Consider the following 24,522-nt stretch of genomic DNA (forward strand, 5'->3'; position numbering starts at 1 on the left):
TCTGGACGGCTAAACATCTTTGGCTGCCCATTTAAGCCAAAGTGAAAGATTATCTGGAGAACAGCATATGACTATCCTGAACCATACCCTCGGCTTTCCCCGTATTGGTCTGCGTCGTGAACTGAAAAAAGCCCTGGAGCGTTACTGGGCGGGCGACAGCACGAAGCAGGCGCTACTGGCGACGGGCCGCGAGCTGCGTGCGCGACACTGGCAACAACAGAAAGAGGCGGGCGTCGATCTGCTGCCGGTCGGCGATTTTGCCTGGTATGATCATGTGCTGACTACCAGCCTGCTGCTGGGCAACGTGCCCGCGCGTCATCAGAACAAAGAAGGGACCGTTGATCTCGACACGCTGTTTCGTGTGGGGCGCGGTCGTGCGCCGACTGGCGAGCCTGCGGCGGCGGCAGAAATGACGAAATGGTTTAACACCAACTATCACTACATGGTGCCGGAATTTACTCAGGGCCAGACCTTTAAACTGACCTGGACTCAGCTACTGGATGAGGTGGATGAGGCGCTGGCGCTGGGCCACAACATCAAACCGGTACTGCTGGGACCCGTGACGTATCTGTGGCTGGGTAAAGTTAAAGGTGAGCCTTTTGAACGTCTGTCGCTGCTGGAAAGGATTCTGCCGGTTTACCAGCAGGTGCTGGCAGAATTGGCGAAGCGCGGCATCGATTGGGTTCAAATCGATGAACCCGCCCTGGCGCTTGAGCTGCCGCAGACGTGGCGCGACGCTTTTAAACCGGCGTATGACGCCTTGCAGGGGCAGAGCAGGCTGCTGCTGACCACCTATTTTGACAGTATCGGCCAGAACATTGATGTCATTCGTGAGCTCCCGGTACAGGGTCTGCATGTCGATCTGGTCCATGGCTGCGATGATATTGAGCAATTGAATCAGCAACTGCCCGCCAGCTGGTTGCTGTCGCTGGGGGTGATCAATGGGCGTAATGTCTGGCGCGCCGATCTGAGCCGCTGGTTCAGCCGTCTGCAACCGCTCATCACCCAGCGTCAACAGCTGTGGATCGGCTCTTCCTGCTCGTTGCTGCACAGCCCAATCGACCTCAGCGTCGAGACCCGTCTGGATGATGAGGTCAAAAGCTGGTTCGCCTTTGCGCTGCAGAAATGTACGGAGCTCTCGCTGCTGAGTCAGGCACTGAATAACAATGATGCGACGCTGCTGGACGCCTGGAGCGCACCGGTGCACGCCCGCGCTCACTCCCGCCGCGTGCATAACGCGGCGGTGGGCCAGCGGCTGCAGGCCATTGCGCCGCAGCACAGTGAGCGCCAGAACGCCTACCCGGTGCGGGCAGTGCTGCAGCGTCAGCGTTTCAATCTCCCCGCCTGGCCCACTACCACCATCGGCTCATTTCCGCAGACCACTGAAATTCGCGGCCTGCGCCTCGACTTCAGGCAGGGCCGTCTCGACAACAACCATTACCGCACCGGCATCGCGGAGCACATAAAACAGGCGATTACCGAACAGGAGCGGCTGGGACTGGATGTGCTGGTGCATGGTGAAGCGGAACGCAACGACATGGTTGAATACTTCGGCGAGCATCTGGAGGGATTTGTCTTTACCCAGAATGGCTGGGTACAGAGCTACGGCTCCCGCTGTGTGAAACCGCCTGTGATCATCGGCGATGTCAGTCGTCCAGAGGCGATCACCGTTGAGTGGGCGAAGTATGCGCAGTCGCTGACCGACAAGCCGGTAAAAGGAATGCTGACCGGCCCGGTGACGATTCTGTGCTGGTCATTCCCGCGTGAAGATGTGCCACGGGAAATCATCGCGAAGCAGATCGCGCTGGCGCTGCGTGACGAAGTGGAAGACCTGGAGAAAGCAGGCATTGGTATTATTCAGATCGATGAGCCTGCACTGCGTGAAGGTCTGCCACTGCATCAGTCTGAGTGGGCGGACTATCTGAACTGGGCTGTGGAGGCGTTCCGACTGAATGCGGCGGTGGCGCGGGATGAAACCCAGATTCACACGCATATGTGTTACTGCGAGTTCAACGACATCATGGATGCCATTGCGGCGCTGGATGCGGATGTGATCACGATTGAAACCTCACGATCTGATATGGACTTACTGGAGTCGTTTGAAGACTTTGAGTATCCGAATGAAATCGGCCCCGGCGTCTATGACATTCACTCGCCCAATGTTCCCAGCGTGGCGTGGATAGAGGCGCTGTTGCTGAAGGCAGCGAAACGGATTCCGGAAGCGCGTCTGTGGGTAAACCCGGACTGCGGTCTGAAAACGCGTGGCTGGACGGAAACACGTCAGGCGCTGGCCAATATGGTGAAGGCGGCGAAGAAACTGCGTGGTGAGACGGCGTAGGAAATCTGGTCTAAGTGGCAAAAACAGGGGCGCAGAAGCGCCCCTTGTTCATTTATTTTGATGCCACGCCATACTGCCTGAACCAGGCCAGCATCCGCTGCCAGCCATCATTGGCTGATTCAGCATGGTAACTCGGACGGTAGTCAGCATTAAACGCGTGCCCCGCCTCGGGATAGACGATGATCTCGGCGGTCGCATTGGCGGCATGCAGCGCCTGACGCATCTGCTCGACGCTCTCCAGTGGAATGCCGTCATCCTGACCACCATACAAACCCAACACCGGCGCACTTAGATCGACCGCAACATCAATTGGATGCTTCTGCTGCTTCAGCGTGCGCTCGCCGATTAATCGTCCATACCAGGCAACCGCGGCGCGTAGCTGTGGGTTATGCGCGGCGTAGAGCCAGGTGATGCGGCCACCCCAGCAAAAACCGGTGATGCCCATGCGACGGATATCACCGCCGTTACGTGCTGCCCAGTTAGCGGCATGATCGAGATCGGCCAGTACCTGCGTATCCGGCACTTTGCTGACCAGTTCGCTGAACAGCGTCGGGATATCGTTATACTCAGTCGGGTCGCCTTCGCGGAAATAGAGCTCAGGAGCAATCGCCAGATAGCCTTCCAGTGCCAGACGGCGGCAGATGTCCCGGATGTGCTCATGGACACCAAAGATCTCCTGCACCACCAGCACCACAGGCAACGGGCCTTCCGCTGAGTGCGGTTTTGCAAAAAATGCCGGCATGTTTTCGCCCTGGCTGGGCACTGAGGTTTCACCTGAGTGAATGGCCGGGCTTTGGGTAATAATGGTAGTAGAGGCGGTGGGCTGCACGGCAGGGGCAAAGCCGCCCGTCGCCGGTTTTTGTGCCATATTGTCACTGGGTTTCATTATTCTCTCCGTGCAAGCATTTGCGCAATCACGTAACTATAGCCTGGCCGTAAAGCGTATGCGTCCAGGTGTCAGGTAACAGAATCAGCAGCGAATAAAATCATCCACCTCTTTAACATTGCGCCGGCCCTGACACAGCCTCGCTAAAGGCTATCCGGACGAATAAGACATAATTTTGTGACTAAAATCACATTTTATCTTCCATGAAATGTAACTTTCATTTTCTTAAGTGAATGCTGTCACATATTTATCGGGCGTGCTGGCGTAGAGTGGCGTGCTACCTTCCCTTAACAGGAGTCTGAAAATGACACAGTCTGACGTTTTCCATCTTGGCCTGACAAAAGCCGATCTGCAGGGCGCGACCCTGGCGATTGTGCCGGGCGACCCGGAACGTGTGAAGAAAATTGCCGGACTGATGGAAGATGCCACGCATCTCGCCTCACACCGTGAATTTACCTCCTGGCTGGCAAAACTTGATGGCAAGCCGGTCATTGTCTGCTCAACGGGCATCGGCGGTCCTTCTACATCGATTGCGGTCGAAGAACTGGCGCAGCTTGGCGTGCGTACCTTCCTGCGTGTCGGTACCACAGGTGCTATCCAGCCACACATTAACGTCGGCGATGTGCTGGTGACCACTGCGTCCGTTCGCCTGGACGGAGCAAGCCTGCATTTTGCCCCGATGGAATTCCCGGCTGTCGCTGACTTCGCCTGCACCACCGCACTGGTTGCCGCCGCTGAAGCCTGTGGCGCGAAAACCCACATTGGCATCACCGCCTCTTCTGACACTTTCTATCCGGGCCAGGAGCGCTACGACACTGTTTCAGGCCGCGTCGTCAGTCGTTTCAAAGGATCGATGAAAGAGTGGCAGGAGATGGGCGTTCTCAACTATGAGATGGAATCTGCAACGCTGTTAACCATGTGCGCCAGCCAGGGTCTGCGGGCCGGCATGGTCGCGGGCGTGATTGTGAACCGTACTCAGAAAGAGATCCCGGATGCGGCCTCCATGAAGCAGACAGAAAGTGACGCAGTGAAGATTGTGGTCGAAGCGGCGCGTCGTTTATTATAACGACCGCGTCTGGCAGCAGGTTTTTTGTCCAGACTCAAAACCTGTTGCCGGTAGTTAACGGCGCGTAACATCAGTGAAACCTGAGAGTGTTTATGCGCAATACGATTCCTGTCCGACGTCCTGTCCCTGGCGCTACCCCTGCGGCAATCAATGCCCGTCTGGAACGCAGCGCCGAACGTTTTCGCGCCGCCATGCAGCAGGGTGACCATGCGCTGGCTGCCCGATGCTGCGAAGAAGTCTTGCGCTCCATGCCCAATCAGATGCAGGTGCTGAGCGACTACGCGCTCTGCCTGCTGCGTCTGGGTCAGTACAATAAATCGTACAAAATCTACCAGAAGATTTATCAGTCACCGCCCGCTGTGCAGGCGACAGCTTCTGAAACCTGGCTGGACGGCTTAACCGAAGTGTGCGGCTGGCTGGATAAAAAGGAAGAGGTGGCACGTTTTGGTCTGGCGTCACTGATGCGCTCTGATGCGCGTTTCAGTCAGGGACAGCGTGCCGCGTTTCCTGCTCCGCAACCTGAGCCTGCCGATCTCAGCCAGCCGCATCAGAATGTCATCGCCTTCTGCCTGTATGGCGATCAGCCACGCTATTGCGAAACGCTGATTAAAAACGTTGAGATGGCGCCTGAGTTCTATCCCGGCTGGGTTTGTCGCATCTACCTTGATGACAGCGTGCCGCAGCATGTCTGGCAGCGCCTGGACCAGCCACATGTCCAGCTGGTCGATATGTCTCACGAGAAAACGCTGTTTCCGACCCTGTGGCGTTTTCTGGTGCTCGACGATCCGGCGGTGAAGCGGTTTATCGTGCGCGATGCTGACTCGCTGCTTTCAGAGCGCGAAGCGGCGGCGGTTAACGCCTGGCTGGCATCGCCTTACTGGTTCCACCATATGCGTGATTACTTTTCCCATACCGAACTGCTGCTGGCAGGGATGTGGGGCGGCTGTCACGGCGTCTTCCTGAATGTGGAACAGGCGATGCGTGATTTCATTGCACAGTATCAGGGCAGCCAGCGCTTCACCGATCAATATTTCCTCAAAGTGGTGTTATGGCCGACAGTGCGTGAAAGTCTCCTGAGCCATGATGAGCTGTTCAATTTTCATCAGGCCCAGGCGTGGCCTGATCATGCGCCGGTGCGCTGGCAGACGCCGCATTTCCACGTTGGCAGCAATGCCGGCTTTGCCAGTATGACCGGTAAATCCAGCGCCCCTGAAGGGAGCAGACAGCGCGTCGCGATCACCTCCGGCGAGAAAACCTGGCACTATCTGGCGCAGGTTAAAAACGGCGAGTGGCTATTGCCGATGCCATTCTTCCTGATTGATGAGTGGCAGGCTGGAAAGCTGACGGTAGCGGCCCTGTAAGACGCTGAATGTCGGCAAATTTATCTGGACATTCATACAGTGCGACTCTACCTTTTTCCTCAGCAGCCTGAGTCGCGGGGAAATCATGGATCAGCACATCATTATCAGCGCCTGTCTGGCGCTTGCCGGGTTGGGGATTGGCTTTATGCTGGCACAGTTACGTGCCAGCCATCAGGTCGCCAGTTTTCAGACCGAGCGCCGTCTGCAGGAAGAGGCGCAACAGCGCCAGCAGCAGCAGATCGAACAGCTTCAGCAGCAGACGCAACAGCGTGAGCAGGAGCTGCGTCAGCTTCATGGCGCGCTGAGCGGGGCCAATGAGCGCCTGCAACAGCTCGATTACTGGCGCAATGAAAGCGAACAGCTTAATCGTGAACTGCGCAATCAGCTGGAGGTTAACAGCGCGCAGGAAGCAGAGCTGCGCGAAGTGACCATCCGCCTTGAAGAGACCCGTTTTGCCGCTGAAGAGAAACAGCGCCTGCTGACCAACAGCGAGCAACGCCTCAGCGCCCAGTTTGAAAACCTCGCTAACCGTATTTTCGAAAACAGCGGCCGTCGCGTCGATGAACAGAACCGCCAGAGTCTGGACGGGCTGATTGGTCCGCTGCGTGAACAGCTGGATGGCTTTCGCCGTCAGGTGCATGAAAGCTTTGGTGCAGAAGCGCGTGAACGGCACACCCTGACGCATGAAATCCGGCAGTTACAGCAGCTGAATGCGCAGATGGCACAGGAGGCGCTTAACCTGACCAAAGCGCTCAAGGGCGACAATAAAATTCAGGGTAACTGGGGTGAAGTCGTGCTGAGCCGGGTACTGGAGGCTTCCGGGCTGCGTGAAGGCTACGAATATGACACCCAGGTCAGCATCCAGTCAGAACAGCAGGGCCGGATGCAACCGGATGTCATTGTGCGTCTGCCGCAGGGCAAAGATGTCGTGGTGGACGCCAAAATGACGCTGGTGGCCTATGAACGCTACTTCAATGCGGATGATGAGATTGAACGTGAGCAGGCGATCCAGGAGCATGTCAGCGCCATGCGGGCGCACATTCGCCTGTTGGGACGAAAAGATTATCAACAATTGCCCGGTTTACGGTCGCTGGATTATGTGTTGATGTTCATTCCGGTCGAGCCGGCCTTTTTGCTGGCGATTGACCGCCAGCCTGAGTTGATTGGCGAGGCGCTGCAGCAGAACATTATGCTGGTCAGTCCCACCACGCTGCTGGTGGCGCTGCGTACCATTAACAATCTCTGGCGCTATGAGCATCAGAGCCGCAATGCGCAGCGTATTGCTGACCGGGCCACGCGCCTCTATGACAAAATGCGACTGTTTGTGGATGACATGAGCGGCATTGGCCACAGCCTGGATAAGGCGCAGAACAGCTATCGTGAGGCGATGAAAAAGCTGGCAGAAGGGCGCGGCAACCTGATTGCGCAGACGGAAGGATTTCGTGCGCTGGGCGTGGAGATCAAACGACCCATCAATCCTCAGCTGGCTGAACGGGCCATGCCGGAAAGCCGGGCCGCTGACGACGCAGATGACGACAGGGATGCGGATGAGAGTGAGAGGCGTGTGAGGCGTCTCCACGAATAGTATGGGCGCAGCGTGCCTGACTTCCGTGACTCTGATACACTTCGGGAAGTATTGTTTGTGGAGCAGGTAAAACCGATGGCAGATGAATCACAGCAGGAAACTACCCATTTTGGCTTTCAGACGGTCGCCAAAAGCGAAAAAGCTGACAAAGTCGCGGATGTGTTTCACTCCGTAGCAGCAAAATATGACCTGATGAACGATTTGATGTCGTTTGGCGTCCATCGTATCTGGAAGCGTTTTACCATTGACAGCAGCGGCGTGCGTCGCGGTCAGCGCGTGTTAGATCTGGCGGGTGGTACCGGCGATCTCACCGCCAAATTCTCTCGCCTGGTGGGTGAAACCGGTCAGGTTGTACTGGCGGATATCAACAGCTCCATGCTGAAGATGGGCCGCGAGAAACTGCGCAATCAGGGCGTGGTGGGCAACGTCAGTTATGTCCAGGCCAACGCAGAAGCGCTGCCTTTCCCTGATAACTATTTCGACTGCATCACTATCTCCTTTGGTCTGCGCAACGTCACGGAAAAAGAGAAGGCGCTGGCCTCTATGTTCCGCGTCCTTAAGCCGGGCGGACGCCTGCTGGTGCTGGAGTTCTCTAAGCCCGTTCTGGATCCGCTGAGCAAAGCGTATGACGCCTACTCTTTCCACATTCTGCCGCGCATCGGACAACTGGTGGCGCAGGATGCAGACAGCTATCGCTATCTGGCCGAATCGATCCGCATGCATCCCGATCAGGAGACCCTGAAAGCGATGATGAACGATGTCGGTTTTGAAAATACCACTTACTCCAATATGACCGGCGGCATTGTTGCGCTGCATCGTGGATTTAAGTTCTGAGTGAGATGGTAATGAACCTGACGCCCTTGATTACCGCGGGTCTGGAAACGGCGCTGAACCGTATTCTCTATCGCGATCGTGGCCTGAAAGCAGCGCGGCAACGCCTGAATGGCAAAGTGCTGACGCTGCGCCTGAGTGAGTTTTCGCATCCGCTGGTGCTGGTTTTCAGTGAGCAGCAGCTGGACGTATTAGCGGACTGGCAGGATCGCAGTGACTGCATGGTGATTACTTCGCTGAAAACGCTGCCAAAGCTGCGCGATCGCCAGCAGCTGACGCCGCTGATCCGCAGCGGTGAGCTGCAGGTTGAAGGTGACCTGCAGGTGGTGCAGCAGTTCTCCGCGCTGATGGATCTGGCTGAGCTGGATCCGGCGGAATATCTGGCTCCCTGGATCGGCGATATCGCCGCTCAGGGTATCAGTCAGCGCTCACAACAGGCATTCCGCTTCTTAAAAGGTGAAGTGCAGCGTCGTCAGGATTATCTCGGACAGGCCATTACCGAAGAGTGGCGTGTTGCGCCTGGCTCGCTGGAGTTAGCCTGGTTTTCTGAGGAGGTCGACGCGATGGAACGTTCGCTTGAGGCGCTTGATGCGCGTCTGGCGCAGCTGGAGGCAAAATGAGTTTTGGAGAGATCCGCCGTTTATATCTGATCATGAAGGTTTTTCTGACCTATGGCCTTGATGAACTGATTCCTCAGACACGCCTCACTTTCCTGTTTCGCCTGTGGCGTCGCTCGGTTTTCTGGATACCGAATCTGCATCAGCAGGAACTGATCGGTGCACGTATGCGCATGGCGATGGAGCAACTTGGGCCGGTCTGGATCAAGTTTGGCCAGATGCTGTCGACGCGTCGCGATCTTTTCCCGCCGCTGATCGCCGATCAACTGGCGATCCTGCAGGACCGCGTTGCACCGTTCGATGGCGTCAAAGCCAAAGCGCAGATTGAAGCCTCAATGGGCGCACCGATTGAAACCTGGTTTGATGATTTTGATATCAAGCCACTGGCGTCGGCATCCATTGCGCAGGTGCACACTGCCACGCTGAAATCGACCGGTAAGAAAGTAGTCATCAAAGTGATTCGCCCCGATATTCTGCCGGTGATCCGAGCGGACATGAAGCTTATCTATCGGCTGGCACGCTGGGTTCCGCGTCTGCTGCCGGATGGCCGTCGTCTGCGTCCGGTCGAGGTAGTGCGCGATTATGAGAAAACCCTGCTTGATGAACTGAATCTGTTACGCGAAGCCGCCAACGCCATTCAGCTGCGCCGGAACTTTGAAGATAGCCGCATGCTCTATGTGCCGGAAGTCTATTCAGATTACTGCAGCGAAACCATGATGGTGATGGAGCGTATCTACGGCATTCCGATTTCAGACGTAGCGACACTGGAGCGTCACGGTGTGAACATGAAGCTGCTGGCGGAACGTGGCGTGCAGGTCTTCTTCACCCAGGTCTTCCGCGACAGCTTCTTCCATGCGGATATGCATCCGGGCAACATTTTTGTCAGCTACGAGCATCCGGAAGACCCGCAATATATCGGTATCGACTGCGGTATCGTGGGTTCGCTGAACAAAGAAGATAAGCGTTATCTGGCCGAAAACTTCATCGCCTTCTTTAACCGTGACTACCGTAAGGTCGCGGAGTTGCACGTTGACTCAGGCTGGGTGCCGCCTGATACCAACGTTGAAGATTTCGAGTTTGCGATCCGTACGGTCTGTGAGCCAATTTTTGAAAAACCGCTGGCTGAGATCTCCTTCGGGCATGTGCTGCTGAATCTGTTTAACACTGCACGTCGCTTTAATATGGAAGTGCAGCCGCAACTGGTATTACTGCAAAAAACCCTGCTCTATGTAGAAGGTATTGGCCGTCAGCTCTATCCGCAGCTCGACCTGTGGAAGACAGCTAAGCCATTCCTGGAAGAGTGGATTAAGGATCAGGTCGGTTTGCCCGCTATTATTCGTGCGGTCAAAGAGAAAGCGCCATTCTGGGCTGAAAAGTTACCGGAGTTGCCAGAACTCTTTTACGACAGCATGCGCCAGCACAAACTCTTACGGCACAGCGTTGATAAGTTAGTGGGCGACATGAATGCGCAACGCGTCCGTCACCATCAGGCGCGATACCTGTTTGGCGTCGGTGCAACGTTGCTGTTAAGTGGAACGGCGGTGCTGCTCACCCGACCGGACTGGGACTTCTTCCCGGCGGTGCTGATGGCAGCGGGAATCGTCTCCTGGTTAATCGGCTGGCGTAAGACAAACTGATTGTCACGTCTGTTTAAAAAAAGGTAATGTCGCTGGCTAAAGCCCGGTTAAAAAGGGCACTCTGTCCTGCATTACCTTATCGTTTTCACAGAATATTAGAGGCTATCTCATGGGCGGTATCAGTATCTGGCAATTGTTAATCATTGCCGTGATTGTTGTTCTTCTGTTCGGTACCAACAAATTACGTAATCTGGGTTCAGATTTAGGTTCTTCGATTCGTGGCTTCAAAAAAGCCATGAGTGACGAGGATGACAAAAAAGATCAACCGAAAGAGCAGGACGCTGACTTCGCGGCTAAAACACTGGCGGACAAACAGCAAACTTCGGCTAACAAAGAAGACGCCAAGAACGACAAGCAGGTGTAAACCGTGTTCGATATTGGTTTTAGTGAACTGGTATTGGTGTTCGTTATCGGGCTGATTGTTCTCGGCCCGCAACGTTTACCGGTCGCGGTGAAAACCGTGGTCGGCTGGATCAGGGCGATTCGCTCGCTGGCAGCCAATGTACAACATGAACTGGCGCAGGAGCTCAAGCTGCAGGAGTTGCAGGAGAGCCTGAAAAAGGTGGAAGAAGCGGGCCGTGGCACGCTCTCCCCTGAGCTGAAAGAGTCGATGGAAGAGCTGCGTAAAACGGCGGATTCAATGAAGCGCTCGGTCAGCCAGAGCATCGACATTGAAAAAGAGGAAGACGAGGCGAACACCATCCACTCGGCTCAGCACAGGCCTGTGCCTCATGCGGCTTCTGATGCAGTGCAGGCATCTGAGCCTGCTGTCGCTGAGCCTTCGGTGACGCCAGCTTCAGCAGCGCATCAGGCCAGTGCCGCGGCACAGAGTCCGTCTTCAGCATCAGGCTCTGCGGTGCAACCTTCCGCGGCACCTGCTGCAGTCGCCACGTCTCCGGCACAGGCTCCGTCAGCAGTTTCATCAGCTCCGGCTGTGCAATCCTCTGCCGCGCCTGCCACTGCGGCGAGTGCACCGGCACAGGCTCCCGCAGGTGATGCCGCGCGTCATTCCGCACCCTCCTCTTCTGCAAGTGATGAACGATAATGGCCGTTGAAGATACCCAACCGCTCATCAGCCATCTGATTGAGCTGCGTAAGCGCCTGCTGAACTGCATCATTGCCGTACTGGTCATTTTCCTGGTACTGGTCTATTTCGCCAACGACATCTATCAGCTGGTCGCCGCACCGCTGATCAGTCAGATGCCGGTCGGATCCAGTATGATCGCGACCGATGTGGCCTCACCGTTTTTCACCCCGATTAAGCTGACCATTATTGTGTCGGTGTTTCTTGCGGTGCCGGTGATCCTCTATCAGGTCTGGGCCTTTGTCGCCCCGGCGCTCTACCGGCATGAGCGCAGGCTGGTAATGCCGCTGCTCTTTTCCAGCACCTTCCTGTTCTACTTCGGTGTGGCCTTTGCCTACTTCGTGGTCTTCCCCCTGGCATTTGGTTTTTTCACCAAGACCGCACCAATTGGTGTCACCGTCGCAACGGATATCTCTAAGTACCTCGATTTTGTCATGACGCTATTTATGGCATTTGGCGTGGCGTTTGAAGTGCCGGTAGCGATTGTGTTGCTGTGCTGGACCGGGATCACCAGTCCGGAAGAGTTGAAGAAGAAGCGCCCCTATATTCTGGTGGGGGCTTTCGTGGTCGGGATGTTGCTCACACCGCCGGATGTTTTTTCACAAACTTTGCTCGCTATTCCGATGTACTGCCTGTTTGAAGTCGGCGTATTCTTTTCCCGGTACTACGTGGGTAAAGGCCGACGCTTACAGGATGAGGAAGAGAACACCGACGCCTGACGCTGACAGCCTTACCCGCACTGGCGGGAAGCGTTCACTCCAAACCGCCCTGATGGGCGGTTTTTGTTTATAACCAGTGGGAAATATTATGTTTGATATCGGTGTAAACCTGACCAGCACGCAATTCGCCTCCGACCGGCAAAAGGTGGTTAAACGCGCGCGTGATGCGGGCGTCACCGGCATGCTTATTACCGGCACCAACGCGCTGGAGAGCCAGCAGGCTCAGCGACTGGCTGAAGCTCAACCCGGCTTCTGCTGGTCTACTGCGGGCGTTCACCCTCATCATGCCAGCGAATGGTCGCTGGAGATCGCCAGCACCCTGCGCCGGTTGGCGGAAAAACCGGAAGTGGTCGCTATCGGTGAGTGCGGGCTCGATTTCAACCGCAACCTGTCGGCGCATGAGCAGCAGGAGTATGCGTTTGACGCACAGCTTGCGCTGGCGGCCGAACTCAACATGCCGGTGTTCCTGCACTGCCGTGAAGCCCATGCCCGTTTCGCTGCGGTGCTTGAACCCTGGCTGCCAAAACTGCCGGGTGCGGTGATCCACTGCTTTACCGGCACGCGCGACGAACTGGAAGCCTGTCTGGCGATGGGGTTATCCGTGGGCATTACGGGCTGGGTCTGCGATGAGCGTCGGGGTCTGGAACTGCGCGAGCTGCTGCCGCTGATTCCGGCCGAACGCCTGCTGCTGGAAACCGATGCTCCCTACCTGTTGCCGCGCGACATGCGTCCGCGTCCGCCTTCGCGCCGCAACGAACCCTGCTTTTTACCGCATATTGTTAATCAGGTGGCGACATGGCGGGACGAGGGTGCTGAGGAACTGGCGACCCGCATCGATCAGAATGCACGGACGTTGTTCAGACTGGCTTAAAGCTTACGGAACTGCTTATTATCCACGCTGCGCATTACCTGCTTGTTCAACAGATTCAGCAACAGAATCGAGCGCGTCTCACCATCCGGTTCGGCAAAGATGGCGCGCAGCCCTTCAAACGTCCCTTCGGTGATGACAACTTCATCGCCGCTTTGAGGGGTTTCAGGATCCAGCAGGATTTGCGGAACGTCAGTTTCCAGCGCTTCGATCACCGCAGACGGCACGGTTGCGGGCGTGGTGCCGAAGCGTACAAAGTGACTGACACCGCGTGTGCTGCTAATCGTCGTGGTGTGAATCGCTTCCGGATCGAATTCGATAAACAGATAATTTGGAAACAGTGGCTCACTCACCGTGGTGCGTTTACCGCGCACGATCTTTTCCAGAGCGATCATTGGACTGAGGCAATGCACTTCCTGCCGCTCCAGATGCTCCTTCGCGCGCAATAGCTGTCCACGTTTGCAATAGAGTAAGTACCAGGCTTCCATAACGGCTCCCATTGAATGGACGCTAAGAATAGCAAACCTGCTGCCAGAGTTATAGCGCAGGGGCAGGGTAAAGCGCCCCGCAGCGAAAATAAACTGAGACTTTTCCTAACATGCCGGATGGCGGTAAAAGCATAGATGGGTAATTGACGTCGGCTATTGCTCTGTATCAGACTCGATGACCATCACATCTGCACAAGGATCCTCTGATGGAACTCTTTCTGTTGAGCAATGGCAGGCTGGCGGATGATGCGCCGCTGCTGGGCTATGCGCAGCCACAGCTGCACGCCATGATCGCCCGACGCGCTATCCGGTCGGCGGTACTGATCCCCTACGCAATTATTCGTGGCGACCAGCAGCAACGTGCTGCCGAGCTCAGTGCTTCTCTCGGAATTCAGGTGGCGCGCGTTCAGGCATTCGCTTCGCCAGCTGACGCGATTGTCCGGGCAGAGCTGATTTTAGTCAGCGGTGGCAACACCTGGTTTCTGAATCAGATGCTGCATGAACAGGGCCTGATCGGGGCGATTCAGCGTGCGGTGCGGGAGCGGCAGATACCCTATGTCGGCTGGAGCGCAGGCTGCAATGTGGCAACGCCCTCAATCCGTACCACTAACGATATGCCGGTGCGCAGCAGCGTGGTATTACCTGCGCTGGATCTCTTTCCGGTGCAGATTAATCCCCACTATCTGGATGCCAGTGTCAGCGGCCATATGGGCGAAACCCGCGATGAACGCCTGGCGGAGTTCTGTGCAGTTAACCCGACGGAGTCGGTCATTGCACTGCGTGAAGGCAGTTTTCTGCACCTGCATGACAACCAGCTGCGTTATCACAGCGTGCGTAACGAAGATTTTAAACTGTTTCGCCACGGCGAGCCGATTCAGGGTCATCACGATGCCCGTGCGTTACAACCGCTGGTTCCCTTTCAGTGCATTTAAGGTGGCCGTATAAACCTCAGCAACTCCGCGTAATCAGACCTATAATGGCCGACTCACTCTGGCCGGAAAGCTAAAGCCGCATGAAATATCACGATTTAAGAGACTTTCTCGCGCTGCTCGAACAGCGCGGTGAGCTAAAGCGCATTACCCAGTCGATCGATCCTGAACTGGAAATGACCGAAATTGCCGACCGCACTCTGCGTGCCGGTGGCCCCGCTCTGCTGTTTGAAAACCCAAAAGGGTACGACATGCCGGTGCTGTGCAACCTGTTCGGCACGCCAAAGCGCGTGGCCATGGGCATGGGCCAGGAAGAAGTCAGCGCACTGCGTGAAGTGGGTAAACTGCTGGCCTTCCTGAAAGAGCCGGAGCCGCCAAAAGGCTTCCGCGATCTGTTCGATAAGATGCCGCAGTTTAAGCAGGTCCTGAACATGCCGACCAAACGCCTGCGCAATGCACCCTGTCAGGAAGAGGTGTTCAGCGGCGATGAAGTCGATCTGACGCGTATTCCGGTCATGAAGTGCTGGCCTGGCGATGCTGCACCGCTGATTACCTGGGGACTGACCGTCACGCGCGGCCCGCATAAAGAGCGGCAGAATCTCGGTATCTACCGGCAGCAGGTGATCGGCAAAAACCGTCTGATTATGCGCTGGCTGTCGCACCGTGGCGGCGCGCTTGATTATCTGGAGTGGACGAAAGCGCATCCGGGTGAGCGTTTTCCGGTCTCGGTGGCATTGGGTGCCGATCCCGCCACCATTCTCGGTGCCGTCACGCCGGTGCCTGACACGCTGTCAGAATATGCGTTTGCCGGGTTGCTGCGCGGCAATAAAACCGAAGTGGTGAAGTGCCTGTCGAACGATCTGGAAGTGCCAGCCAGTGCTGAAATCGTGCTGGAAGGGTATATCGAAGCGGGCGATATGGCGCCAGAAGGACCTTACGGCGATCACACCGGCTACTACAATGAAGTAGATAGCTTCCCGGTGTTTACCGTGACACATATTACGCAGCGCCATAAGCCTATCTATCACTCTACCTACACCGGCCGGCCGCCGGATGAGCCTGCGGTGTTGGGTGTGGCGCTGAATGAAGTGCTGGTGCCAATTCTGGTGAAGCAGTTTCCGGAGATTGTGGACTTCTATCTGCCACCGGAAGGGTGCTCATACCGGCTGGCGGTCGTAACGATTAAAAAGCAGTACGCCGGGCATGCCAAACGTGTCATGTTTGGCGTCTGGTCGTTTTTACGGCAGTTCATGTACACCAAATTTGTTATTGTGTGTGACGATGATGTTAATGCGCGTGACTGGAACGACGTGATCTGGGCCATAACCACGCGTATGGATCCGGCCCGCGATACGGTATTAGTGGAAAATACCCCGATCGATTATCTCGATTTCGCCTCGCCCGTTTCCGGGCTGGGGTCAAAGATGGGGATGGATGCAACTAATAAGTGGCCAGGTGAAACGCAGCGCGAATGGGGCACACCCATCGTTAAAGATCCGGCGGTCACCGCGCGCATTGATGCTATCTGGGATGAGCTAGGTATTTTTGATCAGCCGCCACAGCGTTGATGGCGAGCACAACCATAAAGACGACCCGACAGAGGGAACGCATGACAACGTTAAGCTGTAAAGTAACTTCGGTTGAGGCGATTACCGACACGGTCTATCGCGTTCGCCTGATCCCTGAAGCGGAATTCAGTTTTCGCGCAGGACAGTATCTGATGGTAGTGATGGATGAGCGCGACAAGCGTCCGTTCTCACTGGCCTCAACGCCGATGGAAAAAGACATCATCGAGCTGCATATCGGCGCGTCCGATCTGAACCTCTATGCCATGGCCGTTATGGATCGCATCCGTAACGATCGCCAGATCACGGTTGATATGCCGCACGGCGATGCCTGGCTGCGCGAAGAGAGCACTAAACCGCTGATCCTGATTGCAGGCGGTACCGGTTTCTCCTATGCCCGTTCAATTCTGCTCACCGCGCTGGCGGAACAGCCAGAGCGCGACATCGCCATTTACTGGGGCGGACGTGAGCTTAAGCATCTCTACGATATGGATGAGCTGGATGCGCTGGCCGTGAAGCACCCGAACCTGAAGGTGATCCCGGTCGTCGAGCAGCCTGAAGCAGGCTGGCAGGGCCGTTCTGGTACGGTACTGACCGCAGTGATGCAGGACTTCAGCACGCTGAGTGAGCATGAGATCTACATCGCCGGACGTTTTGAGATGGCGAAGATTGCCCGCGATCGTTTCTGTGCCGAGCGTGGCGCAGTGGAATCACAGATGTATGGCGATGCGTTTGCCTTTATCTGATTCCCGGTAGCAGAAAGAAAAAACCCGCCGGTTAACGGCGGGTAAATCTGACAAAGTAAAACTCAACGTATTACAGACGCTCGAATACGGTTGCGATCCCCTGTCCCAGTCCGATGCACATGGTGGCAAGGCCAAAACGGGCATCGCGACGTTCCATAATGTTCAGCAGCGTAGTGCTGATGCGTGCGCCGGAACAGCCCAGCGGATGGCCCAATGCAATCGCACCGCCATTCAGATTAACTTTCTCATCCATCAACTCCAGCAATCCTAAATCTTTGATGCACGGCAGTGTCTGCGCAGCAAAGGCTTCGTTCAGCTCAAAGACGTCGATATCGCTGACGCTCAGTCCCGCCCGTTTTAACGCCAGCTTACTGGCCGGAACCGGCCCATATCCCATGATCGAAGGATCGCAGCCCACCACGGCCATGCTGCGAATGCGGGCACGCGGCGTCAGTCCCAGCTCGCGGGCGCGTGATTCACTCATGATCAGCATGGCGGCCGCGCCATCTGACAGGGCCGACGACGTACCCGCCGTGACGGTGCCATTCACCGGATCAAAAGCCGGTTTCAGCGCCGCCAGGCCTTCGGCGCTGGTCTCTTCACGGATCACTTCATCAAAATCATAGCGCTTAAGGATGCCGTCGCTGTCGTGACCCCAGGTGGCGACAATCTCTGTCGCAAAGTCGCCGCGCCGGGTTGCCTGCCACGCACGCTGGTGCGAACGCAGGGCAAATGCATCCTGCTGCTCACGACTGATATGATGCATACGTGCCAGCATTTCGGCAGTTAAGCCCATCATGCCTGCGGCTTTGGCAACGGTGCGGCCCAGGCCAGGATGAAAGTCCACGCCGTGATTCATCGGCACGTGTCCCATATGCTCCACACCGCCAATCAGGCAGCACTGGGCATCGCCGACCATAATAGCGCGGGCCGCATCGTGCAGCGCCTGCATTGACGAACCACACAGCCGGTTAACGGTCGTGGCCGGCACGGAGTGCGGGATTTCAGCCAGCAGCGCAGCGTTACGCGCGATATTAAATCCCTGTTCCAGCGTCTGCTGTACGCAGCCCCAGACAATGTCGTCGAGAGATGCCGGATTCACCGCCGGATTGCGGCTCAGGATTTCGCGCATCAGGTGCGCAGAGAGATCTTCAGCGCGCACGTTCCGAAAGGCTCCGCCTTTTGATCGTCCCATTGGCGTGCGCACCGCATCAACAATCACTACATTTTCCATCTTTTTGCCCTCAGGCGCTTTTCAGCGCGGCTTCATCAATCGGTTTGGCGGCGGGATACCAGCTTTCATGCTGATGGGCTTTCTGCACCAGCAGCGCAGGCAGGGCATACAGGCCACCAAGCGCGCTGTAGCGCCGGGCCTGATCGACCACATTGCTGTTGCCCAGGGTATCGAGATAGCGGAAAGCACCACCACGGAACGGCGGGAAGCCGAGGCCATAGACCAGCGCCATGTCCGCTTCAGCGGGCGAGGCGATAATCTTCTCTTCCAGGCAGCGTACTACCTCATTCAGCATCGGCAGCATCATACGGTTCAGGATCTCTTCATCACTGAAGACCCGCGCGGGCTGACAGACCTGTTGCAGCAGCGTATCCACCTCCGCATCCGGCACTTTCTTCAGCTTGCCCTTTTTATCCTCTTCCCAGCGCCAGAAGCCTTTGCCATTTTTCTGACCAAAACGACCGGCATCAAACAGAAGGTCGATCGCATCGCGATAGTCATGCTTCATACGATCCGGGAAACCATCGGCCATAACGCTTTGCGCGTGGTGCGCGGTATCGATGCCCACCACATCCAGCAGCCATGAAGGCCCCATCGGCCAGCCGAACTGTTTTTCCATCACTTTATCAATCTGACGGAAATCAGCGCCGTCGCGCAGCAGCAGGCTGAAAGCAGCGAAGTAGGGGAACAGCACCCGGTTCACAAAGAAGCCGGGGCAGTCATTCACCACGATAGGCGTTTTGCCCATTTTGCTGGCCCATGCCACCACTTTACTCAGTGTCGCTTCACTGGTTTTCTCGCCACGAACGACTTCAACCAGCGGCATACGCGGCACCGGATTGAAGAAGTGCATGCCACAGAAATTTTCCGGGCGCTGCAGCGTCTGCGCCAGCTGGCTGACAGGAATGGTTGAGGTATTGGAGGCCAGAATCGCATCCTGACGCAGGTGCTGTTCCGTTTCCGCCAGCACTTTGGCCTTGATCAGCGGGTTCTCGACCACGGCTTCCACTACCACATCGGCCTGGTCAAAACCGGCGTAATCCAGGGTGGGCTGAATAGTAGCGATCACACTGGCGAGTTTACTGCCGTCGATTTTGCCGCGCTCCAGCAGCTTATTGAGCAGCTTACTGGCTTCATTCATCCCCAGCGTCAACGCTTTGGGGTTGATATCTTTCATTCTGACCGGTACGCCTTTCCAGGCAGACTGGTAGCTGATGCCGCCACCCATAATGCCCGCGCCCAGTACTGCCGCCTGAGCGGGTGCGCTGCTTTCGCTGCCACGCTTTTTCGCCAGGCTTTTCACGTACTGATCGTTGAGGAAGATGCCGACCAGGGCGCGGGCTTCATCAGACTGCGCCAGCGGCACAAACGCCGCCGTTTCAAGTTTCAGCGCATCATCACGACCCAGGCTGGCCGCCGCTTCAATTGTTTTTACGGCCATCAGCGGAGCGGGATAGTGTTTACCTGCGGTCTGCAGCACCATTGCTTTCGCAATCGTGAAGCTCATCGCCGCTTCAATCGGGCTGAGTTTCAGCGGTGCCAGTTTCGGTGCACGGCGTGCGCGCCAGCTACCATCAGTGGCAGCGGCCTTAAGCATGGTGATCCCCGCCTCGCGCAGTTTCTCACGCGGCACGACCGCATCGACCAGACCGAGTTTCAGGGCGGCATTGCCATCGACATCTTTGCCCGCCGCAATAATTTCCAGCGCGCTGTCCGCACCCAACAGGCGCGGCAATCGCACGCTGCCGCCAAAGCCGGGCATGATGCCGAGTTTTGTTTCCGGCAGGCCAATACGGGCGTCCGCAGTGGCGATACGCAGATCGGTTGCCAGGACGCATTCGCATCCGCCGCCCAGCGCATAGCCGTCAATGGCGGCCAGGGTTGGCACAGGTAAATCTTCCAGACGGTTGAAGATGCTGTTGGCGTAGCTCAGCCACTGGCTCAGCTTTTCGGTGGGTGCATCAAACAGAGAAAGGAACTCGGTGATATCCGCGCCCACGATAAAGGCGGGTTTAGCGGAGCTCAGCAGCAGGCCGCGCAGTTCTGGCTGCTGTTCCAGCACCGCAATCGCCTCGCCCAGACTGGCGACCGTTTGCGTATCGAGCTTGTTGACCGAGCCTGTAGCATCAAAAACCAGCTCGGCGATGCCATCGTCCAGCCAGTGAAGAGTAAGGTTAGCGCCTTGGTAGAGCATGTGCGTCTCCTGAAACCGCGAAAGGTGATCTGGTCATACCAGATGATCGTGAGTGTGGGAGCGATGTTAATTATTTGCAAACGGCTCTGTGCTTATTTGCTAACAAGATCACAGCTGCGCCGGCTTCGGCATCTGGACAAGGGGTATGCTAAACTTGCGGCCATTTCGCGACACTGGAGAGACGTCAATGGATTCACTGAAGACCTTGTATCACGCGCATATCGCCACGTTGCAACAACGGGCGCAGCAGGTGCTGGCACGCAACAAACTGGATGCGATGTTGATCCATTCCGGTGAGTTGTTGACGGTGTTTCTGGATGATCACACCTATCCGTTCAAGGTGAATCCACAGTTCAAGGCCTGGGTGCCGGTAACCCAGGTACCTAACTGCTGGCTGTGGATTGACGGGGTGAACAAACCGAAACTGTGGTTCTACTCTCCGGTGGATTACTGGCATAACGTCGAACCGCTGCCGGACAGCTTCTGGACCGCGGATGTTGAGGTCATCGGCCTGAAAAATGCCGACGAGATTGCGCAACTGCTACCTGCACAGCGCGATAACGTCGCCTATATCGGCCCGGTCAACGCGCGTGCGGCTCAGCTCGGTATCGCCTCCGGCAATATCAATCCGAAAGCGGTGATCGACTTCCTGCATTTCCATCGCAGCATCAAAACAGATTATGAACTCGCCTGCCTGCGCCAGGCGCAGAAGCTGGCGGTTGCGGGTCATCGCGCGGCCAAAGAGGCGTTCTCGGCGGGCCTGAGCGAGTTCGATATCAATCAGGCTTACCTGACCGCGACCGGCCATCGTGATACTGATGTGCCTTACGGCAATATCATCGCGCTGAACGAACACGCTGCGGTGCTGCACTATACCCGGCTGGATCATCAGCCACCGGCGAAACGCCACAGCTTTTTGATTGATGCCGGTGCTGAGTATCTTGGCTATGCCGCCGATTTGACCCGCAGCTATGCGGCGCAGAGCAGTTCGCTCTATGCCAGAATGGTTGAGGCGATGAACGCGGAAGAGCTGGCGCTGATTGCTACGCTGAAAGCGGGGGTGCGCTACACCGATTATCATCTTCAGATGCACCAGCGTATTGCGAAGATGTTGCTGAAGTTTGAGCTGGTGCAGGGGATCAGCGAAGAAGCGCTGGTGGCTGAAGATCTGACGGGTCCGTTTATGCCCCATGGTCTGGGGCATCCGCTGGGTCTGCAGGTGCATGACGTGGCTGGCTTTATGCAGGATGATCAGGGCACGCATCTGGCCGCGCCTGCGCAATATCCTTATCTTCGCTGCACCCGTGTACTGCAACCGGGCATGGTCTTAACCATCGAGCCGGGCTTCTATATTATTGACTCGTTACTGGCACCGCTGCGCGCAGGCCGTTTCAGTCAGCACTTTAACTGGCAGGCCATCGATGCGCTCAGGCCTTACGGCGGGATTCGCATCGAGGATAACGTGGTGATCCATGCGCATCGCGTTGAAAATATGACCCGCGATCTGCACCTGGCCTGATGGAGGCCTTTGATATTCCCGCTGTGCCCGTGAGCAGCAGTGAGGAGACGATCAAAAAGAGTCGCTTCATTACGCTGCTGGCGCACACTGAGGGGGCAGAGGCGGCGCGCGCCTTTGTCCAGCAGGTCAAAAGCGAGCATCCCGCTGCCCGACATCACTGCTGGGCGTGGGTCGCGGGCGCGCCGAATGATTCACAACAGCTCGGCTTCTCTGATGATGGTGAACCTTCGGGTACGGCAGGGAAACCGATGCTGGCGCAGCTGATGGGTGCGGATATTGGCGAGATTACCGCTGTAGTGGTGCGTTATTACGGCGGCATCATGCTGGGAACCGGCGGCTTAGTGAAAGCCTATGGCGGTGGCGTTCAGCAGGGGCTTAAGCTGCTGCCACGGCAGCGCAAAGTGCCGATGAAGCTGTTCACCTTGCAATGTGACTATCCACAGCTCAGTGATATTGAGCGGCTGGTTCAGCGTTTCGACGGTAAGGTGACCGACAGTCAGTTTCAGGATCGCATTGCATTGACGCTGGCTGTCCCTTACGGACAGATCGACGGATTCAAAAAAAATCTGTCAGACTTTAGTCGGGGCGCGTTATCGCTGATCCCGCTCACACCCTGATGTTCATCTCTATTATTTAAAGGAACGGCTGAATGCACTTTCGCGCCATTACCCGCATAGTCGGTCTGCTGGTAATCCTCTTTTCAGTGACAATGATTTTGCCCGGCCTGGTCGCATTGATTTATCGCGATGGCGCGGGGCGAGCATTTAGCCAGACCTTTATGATGGCGCTGGTGATCGGCTCGCTGCTGTGGTGGCCGAATCGCAAAAAGAAAACCGAACTCAAACCGCGGGAAGGGTTTCTGATTGTCGTCCTGTTCTGGACGGTGCTGGGCAGCGTAGGGGCGATGCCCTTTATCTTTGCGGAGCAGCCGCATCTTTCGGTGACGGATGCGTTTTTTGAATCTTTCTCGGGCCTGACAACGACTGGTGCCACCACGCTGGTGGGGCTGGACTCGCTGCCTAAGGCGATCCTCTTCTATCGGCAGATGCTGCAGTGGCTGGGCGGTATGGGGATCATCGTATTAGCGGTGGCGATACTGCCGATTCTGGGCGTCGGGGGTATGCAGCTCTATCGTGCTGAAATGCCGGGTCCGCTAAAAGATAACAAGATGCGACCGCGTATTGCCGAGACGGCCAAGACACTCTGGCTGATCTACGTTCTGCTGACGGTGGCCTGTGCGCTGGCATTGTGGCTGGCGGGCATGCCGGCCTTTGATGCTATCGGCCACAGCTTTTCAACCATCGCCATTGGCGGCTTCTCAACCCATGATGCCAGCATCGGCTATTTCCACAGTGGTACCATCAATACCATCGTGGCAGTGTTTCTGCTGATCTCAGGCTGTAACTATGGCCTGCACTTTGCCATGTTAAGCGGACGTAATCTGCGCGTGTACTGGCGCGACCCGGAATTCCGCATGTTCATTGGCGTTCAACTGACGCTGGTATTGATCTGCACGCTGGTGCTCTGGTTCCACAATGTTTATGCCAGTGGCTGGCAGACGCTGAATCAGGCCTTCTTCCAGGTCGTTTCCATGGCGACGACGGCGGGATTCACGACCGACAGCATCGCACGCTGGCCATTGTTCCTGCCGGTACTGCTGTTGTGCTCCGCCTTTATTGGCGGCTGTGCCGGTTCAACCGGCGGTGGCCTGAAGGTGATTCGCATCCTGCTGTTGTGCAAGCAGGGTAACCGTGAGCTTAAACGTCTGGTTCACCCCAATGCGGTCTATACCATCAAGCTGGGTAATCGGGCGCTACCGGAACGTATCCTTGAAGCCGTCTGGGGATTCTTCTCGGCATATGCACTGGTGTTCCTGGTCAGCATGCTGGCGATTATCGCCACCGGCGTCGATGACTTCTCGGCTTTTGCTGCCGTCGCCGCGACGCTCAACAACCTCGGGCCGGGCCTGGGGGTAGTAGCTGATAACTTCACTTCAATGAATGACGTGGCGAAATGGATTCTTATTTCTACCATGTTATTCGGGCGTCTCGAGGTATTTACCTTGCTGGTGCTGTTCACGCCTACTTTCTGGCGTGAATAATTAATAAGGATGCTGACATGAAAGCACTGATTCTCTATTCCACTCGCGACGGACAAACAAAGAAGATTGCCTCTTCTATTGCTGAGGTGATCCTTCAGCAGCAGCCATGTGATGTGCTGGATATCCAGGATGCTACTCTGCCCGACTGGACGCAGTATGATCGCGTGCTGATTGGTGCCTCGATCCGTTACGGCCATTTCCAGCCGGTCGTCGATAAGTTCGTTAAGCAACACCTCAAGGAACTGCAACAGCGTACCAGCGGTTTCTTTTCGGTGAACCTGACGGCGCGGAAACCGGAGAAGCGTTCGCCTGAAACCAACGCCTATACACAGAAGTTCCTGGCTAACTCTCCGTGGCAACCCGATTGCTGTGCCGTGTTCGCGGGCGCACTTTATTATCCGCGCTATCGCTGGTTCGATCGCGTCATGATTCAGCTGATTATGCGTATGACCAGTGGTGAAACAGATTCAACGAAAGAAGTTGAATACACGGACTGGCAGCAGGTACGCACTTTTGCCAATGATTTTGCACAGTTACCAGGCAAATTGTAGCGAAATAGCGCAATTTGATGAAAATTACTGCGAACGATAATCTTTTCGTAATAAACACTTGTCAGCCCGCGCGAACTCCCTATAATGCGCCTCCATCGACACGGCACACCGGCAACGGGAAACGGGTTGAAGGTTCAGGAGACTGACCCGCCGGAGAAAAACTTCTGAAATAGAGGTTGACTCTGCAGGAGGAAAGCGTAATA

22 protein-coding genes are annotated in these 24,522 nt (G+C 56.2%); 18 read left to right on the forward strand and 4 right to left on the reverse strand.

Annotated elements, in window-relative coordinates:
• The first annotated feature begins 67 nt into the window (after window positions 1–67).
• A complete protein-coding gene (gene metE, locus F3I44_RS16680; protein ID WP_150013223.1) occupies window positions 68–2,338 on the forward strand; it encodes a 5-methyltetrahydropteroyltriglutamate--homocysteine S-methyltransferase in 2,271 nt (756 codons plus the stop codon).
• A 52-nt stretch (window positions 2,339–2,390) separates the two neighbouring features.
• Here the strand turns inward: metE and F3I44_RS16685 are convergent, their stop codons facing one another.
• Window positions 2,391–3,224, reverse strand: coding sequence for a dienelactone hydrolase family protein (locus F3I44_RS16685; protein ID WP_150013221.1), 834 nt, complete (start codon window positions 3,222–3,224; stop codon window positions 2,391–2,393).
• 304 nt (window positions 3,225–3,528) lie between these two features.
• Between F3I44_RS16685 and udp the strand changes: the two genes are divergently transcribed.
• From udp to tatD, 10 genes are all read left to right on the forward strand, one after another.
• Entirely contained in the window at window positions 3,529–4,290 is a 762-nt protein-coding gene (udp, locus tag F3I44_RS16690) for a uridine phosphorylase (RefSeq protein ID WP_150013219.1), read from the forward strand.
• Window positions 4,291–4,382: 92 nt separating this feature from the next.
• Complete coding sequence (locus F3I44_RS16695; RefSeq protein ID WP_150013217.1) at window positions 4,383–5,651, forward strand: tetratricopeptide repeat protein; 1,269 nt, start codon at window positions 4,383–4,385, stop codon at window positions 5,649–5,651.
• Window positions 5,652–5,736: 85 nt separating this feature from the next.
• Complete coding sequence (rmuC, locus tag F3I44_RS16700; protein ID WP_150013215.1) at window positions 5,737–7,236, forward strand: DNA recombination protein RmuC; 1,500 nt, start codon at window positions 5,737–5,739, stop codon at window positions 7,234–7,236.
• Window positions 7,237–7,311: 75 nt separating this feature from the next.
• Window positions 7,312–8,070 (forward strand): bifunctional demethylmenaquinone methyltransferase/2-methoxy-6-polyprenyl-1,4-benzoquinol methylase UbiE, encoded by a 759-nt coding sequence (gene ubiE, locus F3I44_RS16705; RefSeq protein WP_150013214.1) that lies wholly within the window; start codon window positions 7,312–7,314, stop codon window positions 8,068–8,070.
• Between the two features lie 11 nt (window positions 8,071–8,081).
• Window positions 8,082–8,687 (forward strand): SCP2 domain-containing protein, encoded by a 606-nt coding sequence (locus F3I44_RS16710; RefSeq protein WP_150013212.1) that lies wholly within the window; start codon window positions 8,082–8,084, stop codon window positions 8,685–8,687.
• The gene (gene ubiB, locus F3I44_RS16715; RefSeq protein WP_150013210.1) at window positions 8,684–10,321 is read left to right on the forward strand and encodes a ubiquinone biosynthesis regulatory protein kinase UbiB; all 1,638 of its coding nucleotides are present in this window, start codon (window positions 8,684–8,686) and stop codon (window positions 10,319–10,321) included. Before F3I44_RS16710 ends, ubiB begins: the two co-directional genes overlap by 4 nt.
• A gap of 109 nt (window positions 10,322–10,430) precedes the next feature.
• The gene (gene tatA, locus F3I44_RS16720) at window positions 10,431–10,685 is read left to right on the forward strand and encodes a Sec-independent protein translocase subunit TatA (protein WP_150013208.1); all 255 of its coding nucleotides are present in this window, start codon (window positions 10,431–10,433) and stop codon (window positions 10,683–10,685) included.
• A 3-nt stretch (window positions 10,686–10,688) separates the two neighbouring features.
• On the forward strand, window positions 10,689–11,366 hold the full coding sequence (tatB, locus tag F3I44_RS16725) for a Sec-independent protein translocase protein TatB (RefSeq protein ID WP_150013206.1): 678 nt from the start codon (window positions 10,689–10,691) through the stop codon (window positions 11,364–11,366).
• The gene (gene tatC, locus F3I44_RS16730) at window positions 11,366–12,124 is read left to right on the forward strand and encodes a Sec-independent protein translocase subunit TatC (RefSeq protein WP_150013204.1); all 759 of its coding nucleotides are present in this window, start codon (window positions 11,366–11,368) and stop codon (window positions 12,122–12,124) included. Before tatB ends, tatC begins: the two co-directional genes overlap by 1 nt.
• A gap of 88 nt (window positions 12,125–12,212) precedes the next feature.
• Complete coding sequence (gene tatD / locus F3I44_RS16735) at window positions 12,213–12,995, forward strand: 3'-5' ssDNA/RNA exonuclease TatD (RefSeq protein ID WP_150013202.1); 783 nt, start codon at window positions 12,213–12,215, stop codon at window positions 12,993–12,995.
• On the opposite strand, the gene rfaH is transcribed toward tatD, so the two are convergent.
• Window positions 12,992–13,480, reverse strand: a complete 489-nt coding sequence (gene rfaH, locus F3I44_RS16740; RefSeq protein ID WP_150013200.1) for a transcription/translation regulatory transformer protein RfaH — start codon at window positions 13,478–13,480, stop codon at window positions 12,992–12,994. The two genes, tatD and rfaH, sit on opposite strands and share 4 nt — an antisense overlap.
• 206 nt (window positions 13,481–13,686) lie before the next feature.
• Here rfaH and pepE point away from each other — a divergent pair, with 206 nt between their 5' ends.
• From pepE to fre, 3 genes are all read left to right on the forward strand, one after another.
• A complete protein-coding gene (gene pepE, locus F3I44_RS16745) occupies window positions 13,687–14,412 on the forward strand; it encodes a dipeptidase PepE (RefSeq protein ID WP_150013199.1) in 726 nt (241 codons plus the stop codon).
• 80 nt (window positions 14,413–14,492) lie between these two features.
• Window positions 14,493–15,977 (forward strand): 4-hydroxy-3-polyprenylbenzoate decarboxylase, encoded by a 1,485-nt coding sequence (gene ubiD / locus F3I44_RS16750; protein ID WP_010257222.1) that lies wholly within the window; start codon window positions 14,493–14,495, stop codon window positions 15,975–15,977.
• A gap of 41 nt (window positions 15,978–16,018) precedes the next feature.
• Entirely contained in the window at window positions 16,019–16,720 is a 702-nt protein-coding gene (fre, locus tag F3I44_RS16755; RefSeq protein WP_008926461.1) for an NAD(P)H-flavin reductase, read from the forward strand.
• A 70-nt stretch (window positions 16,721–16,790) separates the two neighbouring features.
• Here fre and fadA read toward each other — a convergent pair whose 3' ends face one another.
• The gene (fadA, locus tag F3I44_RS16760; RefSeq protein ID WP_150013197.1) at window positions 16,791–17,954 is read right to left on the reverse strand and encodes an acetyl-CoA C-acyltransferase FadA; all 1,164 of its coding nucleotides are present in this window, start codon (window positions 17,952–17,954) and stop codon (window positions 16,791–16,793) included.
• 10 nt (window positions 17,955–17,964) lie between these two features.
• The gene (fadB, locus tag F3I44_RS16765; RefSeq protein ID WP_150013195.1) at window positions 17,965–20,148 is read right to left on the reverse strand and encodes a fatty acid oxidation complex subunit alpha FadB; all 2,184 of its coding nucleotides are present in this window, start codon (window positions 20,146–20,148) and stop codon (window positions 17,965–17,967) included.
• Between the two features lie 187 nt (window positions 20,149–20,335).
• Between fadB and pepQ the strand changes: the two genes are divergently transcribed.
• From pepQ to hemG, 4 genes are read left to right on the forward strand one after another with little or no spacing between them, the layout of a single operon-like run.
• On the forward strand, window positions 20,336–21,667 hold the full coding sequence (gene pepQ, locus F3I44_RS16770) for a Xaa-Pro dipeptidase (protein ID WP_150013193.1): 1,332 nt from the start codon (window positions 20,336–20,338) through the stop codon (window positions 21,665–21,667).
• The gene (locus F3I44_RS16775; protein WP_150013191.1) at window positions 21,667–22,284 is read left to right on the forward strand and encodes an IMPACT family protein; all 618 of its coding nucleotides are present in this window, start codon (window positions 21,667–21,669) and stop codon (window positions 22,282–22,284) included. Before pepQ ends, F3I44_RS16775 begins: the two co-directional genes overlap by 1 nt.
• Window positions 22,285–22,316: 32 nt before the next feature.
• Window positions 22,317–23,768 carry a Trk system potassium transporter TrkH gene (gene trkH / locus F3I44_RS16780; RefSeq protein WP_013359724.1) on the forward strand — a complete coding sequence of 484 codons (1,452 nt, stop codon included), beginning with the start codon at window positions 22,317–22,319 and terminating at the stop codon, window positions 23,766–23,768.
• Window positions 23,769–23,785: 17 nt separating this feature from the next.
• Window positions 23,786–24,319: a menaquinone-dependent protoporphyrinogen IX dehydrogenase gene (gene hemG, locus F3I44_RS16785; RefSeq protein WP_150013189.1), complete on the forward strand. Its 534-nt coding sequence runs from the start codon at window positions 23,786–23,788 to the stop codon at window positions 24,317–24,319.
• Window positions 24,320–24,522: the final 203 nt, after the last annotated feature.

It is taken from the genome of Pantoea sp. F_5, assembly GCF_008631595.1.
Taxonomy (GTDB): Bacteria; Pseudomonadota; Gammaproteobacteria; order Enterobacterales; family Enterobacteriaceae; genus Pantoea; species Pantoea gossypiicola.